Here is a 2,467-nt window from a genome sequence, read left to right as displayed (position 1 = left end):
GAAATATACCGATCCCGACTGGACGCCGCCGGAGCGCTGGGATAATGGCGTCGCCGGGCTGATTTTTGACTACAGCATCTCGGGTCAGGCCACACATTACGAGCAGGGGGGCGATCATTACCGCTCTCTTTCTGGCTACGGGCAAACAGGCTTTAACCTCGGCGCGTGGCGCTTTCGCGGGCAGTATCAGGCCAATTACGCTTCCGATGATAATCGTGGGCGTATCGACTGGGATCAGATCTATGCTTATCGCCCATTACCGATGCAGGCGGCAAAACTGACGCTTGGCGAAATCTATCTGAATTCTCAGGTTTTTGATTCGGTACGTTTCACCGGGGTTAACCTCGCCAGCGATGAGCGTATGCTGCCACCGAATTTGCAGGGTTACGCGCCTGAAGTTCATGGCATCGCGCGGAGTAACGCGAAGGTCACCGTCAGTCAGCAGGGACGTGTTATCTATCAAACCACCGTTCCTGCGGGGCCGTTTAATATTCAGGATCTGCACGGCTCGGTACGCGGGACATTGGATGTACGCGTTGAGGAGCAGGATGGCAGCGTACAAATCTTTCAGGTTAATACCGCCGATATTCCCTACCTGACGCGCCCAGGCTACGTTCGCTACAACGCCGCGGTCGGTAAGCCATCGCTTTACAACCATGACATTCAGGGCCCTGCGTTTTATACCGGCGATTTCTCATGGGGGGTCAGCAATGCGTGGTCGCTGTACGGCGGCGCGCTGCTCACTGGCGAGCGCTATAACGCGTGGTCGATGGGGATCGGCCGGGATTTGAGCTGGTTGGGGGCATTATCGGCAGATGCGACGCAATCCGTGAGTCGGGTGAAGCATCAGGCTGAACAAAAAGGCATGTCCTTTAAGCTCAGCTATGCCAAAACCTTCGATGAATACAACAGCGCCATCACCTTTGCCGGGTACCGCTTTTCACAGCGTAACTTCCGCACTTTTTCGCAGTTCCTCGACGAACAGTATGCCAATAACAACAGCGCCGGCAACGAAAAAGAGATGTACACCATCACCGGTAACAAAACCTTTTTTGCCGACGATCCGCAGTTAGCCACCACGCTGTATCTGACCTACACCCACCAGAACTACTGGGATCGTCGTTCGCAGGATCGTTACGGCTTGTCGATGGGACACAGCTTTTCGTTGGCGGGCATCCAGGGGATTAGCGCCAACCTTGCGGCTTACCGCTCTGAGTATCAGGGCAAACGGGACGACAGTCTTTCGCTTTCAATTTCGATTCCCTGGAGCGATGGCCGATCCATGGATTATGAATTGCAGAACAGCGGCAACCAGACCAGCCAGATGGTTTCGTATTCCGATAACCGCGTCCGTAACAATCCATGGCGTTTGCGCGCAGGGGTTTCCGGTGAAGGGCACACGGCATTTGATGGCTATTACAAGCACCGCAGCATGATGGCGGAGCTGGAATCTAACGTCAGTTGGCAGCAATCACGTTATTTCTCCGTAGGCGGCACGATGCGCGGCGGTTTTACCGCGACGCGTCACGGCGCGGCGTTGCACAACAGCCAGGCGTCAATGAATACCGCCAGAGTGATGGTGGATACCGACGGTGTGGCGAATGTACCGCTGAACGGCGAACAGGCGCACTCAAACCGCTTCGGTATTGCCGTGGTACCGGATGTCGTCAGCTATCACAGCTTTGATACCCGTATCGATGTGGACGCAATGGACGAGGATATTTCCGCGACCAAAGCCATTGTCACCAACACCCTGACGGAAGGGGCGATTGGCTACCAGCGCTTTGCCGTGGCGCAGGGGCAAAAAATGATGGCGCTGCTGCGCCTGAAGGAGGGTTCGGTCCCGCCGTTTGGCGCCGAAGTGTTTAACGCCAACGGCGTCAGCGTCGCCATGGTGATGGAAAACGGCATGGCCTGGATTGCCGGTGTGAATCCAGCCGAGCGTCTTTCCGTGGCCTGGGGCGGTCGAGCGCAGTGTCACTTACAGGTGCCACAACAACTCAACCCGGAAGGTAACGTGCTGTTGCCTTGTGAATAATTTCAATAACCAGAATGAATTTTGTCATGAAAAATCAAGCTTTTTACTCCGTGCAGCGTTGGCTCAAACCCGTGGCTTGTGGCCTGCTTTTTATTGCAGAGATCAACGCTTCCTGGGCGGGTATTGCGCTCGACCGTACCCGGATGATCATCACCGGTGATGCGCGCTCTGTCAGTGCGAACTTAACCAATACCAGCCCGAGCATTCCGTTTTTGGCCCAGTCGTGGGTGGAAGATGCCAACGGAACAAAAGTTACCTCGCCGCTGATGGTCTTACCGCCGCTGCAGCGAATTAACGGTGGGCAAAAAGGCATTGCCCGCGTGACGAAAACCAGCGGGATTAATACGCTGCCTCAGGATCGTGAAAGCCTGTTCTACCTGAATGTGCGTGAGATTCCACCTAAGCCTGATAAGCCGAACGTGCTGCAAC

2 protein-coding genes are annotated in these 2,467 nt (G+C 55.2%); both read left to right on the top strand.

Annotation, left to right across the window (positions count from 1 at the left end):
* Positions 1-2,038 (top strand): fimbria/pilus outer membrane usher protein (locus KQJ18_RS23335; RefSeq protein WP_216422870.1); only part of this gene is annotated, 2,038 nt, incomplete at its 5' end.
* Positions 2,039-2,064: 26 nt separating this feature from the next.
* Positions 2,065-2,467: fimbria/pilus periplasmic chaperone (locus tag KQJ18_RS23330; RefSeq protein WP_216422869.1), on the top strand; the 403-nt coding region annotated here is incomplete at its 3' end.

Source organism: Citrobacter sp. S55_ASV_140, assembly GCF_018919505.1.
In the GTDB taxonomy this organism is placed as follows: Bacteria; Pseudomonadota; Gammaproteobacteria; order Enterobacterales; family Enterobacteriaceae; genus Citrobacter; species Citrobacter werkmanii.
The sequence above is the reverse complement of the archived record's forward strand: the minus strand, read 5'-3'. Positions and strand labels throughout refer to the sequence as shown.